A 1403-nucleotide genomic window follows, 5' to 3' on the forward strand; every position below is an offset into this window, starting at 1 on the left:
AATCTGCGCGGCTCGACCTCAAGATGTTTAAACGTCCGCCCAGTGATGGCGTGGTACATCGTGTTGTACTTCTCGCCGTACAGGTCTGCCCACTGCTGGTACGTCCAGTTTTCGGCGTTGATTCTGGCGCGTGTTACTTTTTTGTCTGTTAGCATTGCTCTACACCCAGGAAAGTCCAGCCTTTCGCAGCCCACCCAGTACGCTCGGCATCGTGCAATACGGTGGTAAGATTTCGCCCCCACACGACAACTGACTTGAATTTGAGGTTTTCGCCCACTTCGCGGCTGTAGGTTAGTTTGTATTTCATTTCTCAAGCTCCGCTAGCAAGGCGTCTGCGAACGCTACAGACAACACGGCCAAATACTCATCTACATCTTCTGGCCTCCCATCATGCTCGGCAGTGGCAACTACCCTATCCATATTTGAGCAAAGCCCCTGCATCGCCATAGCGGCGAAGTGTTCGCGAACGGTCACGCCACCGTAAATATCGCCGCCATTTGACTGTGTAGGAAATGCTGGAAAGTCGCTTTTATTGCTCATACCTCACCCCTTGCTTTGGCTAGTGCTTTTTCAGCCCTCACAATCTGGTGAAGGCTGATTTCTCCATCATCGACGATTTCAGCCAACATCGCGTAAAGCTCAGGCGCTGCGGCGATTAGGTGGGCGTTGGCCTGCCTCTCTTCCTGCTTAATATCCAAACAATACGGCTTCACTTGTTGGGCTTGAGCTACCTGAATGCTGCCGTCGTGCGTAAAAACACTGCCCAACCAATCCGACCCCAATGGGTCAACCTCCCACGGCCCCTTAGTAAACTTCGCCTCACTCATCCCCATCCCTCCTATCAAAACACCGAAAACTCTCTACACAGCTAATCGGCAAGCCAGCCTTCTCAGCCTCCTCCCTGACCTTATCCGTGGCCACTAGCGGGCATTCGTCGTAATGCTTGCACTCTTTGGCTGTGCAGAATGCTCTGTCTTGGTAGACGATCATATCAACCCCCTCTTTGCCGCGATGTACACGGCGTTTGTTCTATTCTCTGCTTCCAGCTTGGCCAGTATTATCTGTAGCTGCGTATCCACCGTGCGCATTGACTTATCCAGTGCTCTGGCAGCTTCTTTGTTGCTGTACCCTTGGCCAATCAGGAATAGCACGTCAAGTTGGCAGGGCGACAAAGGCTGTCCCGCAAGCGGCTGGCCTTTGTCTGAGTATTTCATGGCTCACCGCACTCCCATCTATCTTCTTTGAACGGGATGTTGACACAAACTATCTCGCCTTTGTGGGCGGCGATTGCGCCTGAATCATACACACTCTCAAATAGAGCCAAACCCATCACCAACATTCCCGCAATAATTCCGAACGTGAAGTCTTTGAGACCGTCCATCACTCACCCCTTGATTGTTTGT

5 protein-coding genes are annotated in these 1403 nt (G+C 51.9%); all 5 read right to left on the reverse strand.

Going from position 1 to position 1403, the window contains the following annotated elements; translation table 11 throughout:
* Positions 1–148: 148 nt before the first annotated feature.
* Positions 149–307 carry a hypothetical protein gene (locus ABYP33_RS19170; RefSeq protein ID WP_373092958.1) on the reverse strand — a complete coding sequence of 53 codons (159 nt, stop codon included), beginning with the start codon at positions 305–307 and terminating at the stop codon, positions 149–151.
* Entirely contained in the window at positions 304–540 is a 237-nt protein-coding gene (locus tag ABYP33_RS19175) for a hypothetical protein (RefSeq protein WP_373092959.1), read from the reverse strand. Before ABYP33_RS19175 ends, ABYP33_RS19170 begins: the two co-directional genes overlap by 4 nt.
* Positions 537–827, reverse strand: a complete 291-nt coding sequence (locus ABYP33_RS19180) for a hypothetical protein (protein ID WP_373092961.1) — start codon at positions 825–827, stop codon at positions 537–539. The genes ABYP33_RS19175 and ABYP33_RS19180 overlap by 4 nt, the downstream gene beginning before the upstream one ends.
* A gap of 159 nt (positions 828–986) precedes the next feature.
* Complete coding sequence (locus ABYP33_RS19185; RefSeq protein ID WP_372809476.1) at positions 987–1214, reverse strand: response regulator transcription factor; 228 nt, start codon at positions 1212–1214, stop codon at positions 987–989.
* Entirely contained in the window at positions 1211–1381 is a 171-nt protein-coding gene (locus tag ABYP33_RS19190) for a hypothetical protein (protein WP_373092963.1), read from the reverse strand. Before ABYP33_RS19190 ends, ABYP33_RS19185 begins: the two co-directional genes overlap by 4 nt.
* Between the last annotated feature and the right edge of the window lie 22 nt (positions 1382–1403).

The sequence above is a fragment of the Zhongshania sp. genome (assembly GCF_041584495.1).
GTDB lineage: Bacteria > Pseudomonadota > Gammaproteobacteria > Pseudomonadales > Spongiibacteraceae > Spongiibacter.

Coding starts and splice junctions, on each gene's coding strand:
- ABYP33_RS19170 (WP_373092958.1), bottom strand. CDS start 307: ATGAAATACAAACTAACCTACAGCCGCGAAGTGGGCGAAAACCTCAAA.
- ABYP33_RS19180 (WP_373092961.1), bottom strand. CDS start 827: ATGAGTGAGGCGAAGTTTACTAAGGGGCCGTGGGAGGTTGACCCATTG.
- ABYP33_RS19190 (WP_373092963.1), bottom strand. CDS start 1,381: ATGGACGGTCTCAAAGACTTCACGTTCGGAATTATTGCGGGAATGTTG.
- ABYP33_RS19185 (WP_372809476.1), bottom strand. CDS start 1,214: ATGAAATACTCAGACAAAGGCCAGCCGCTTGCGGGACAGCCTTTGTCG.
- ABYP33_RS19175 (WP_373092959.1), bottom strand. CDS start 540: ATGAGCAATAAAAGCGACTTTCCAGCATTTCCTACACAGTCAAATGGC.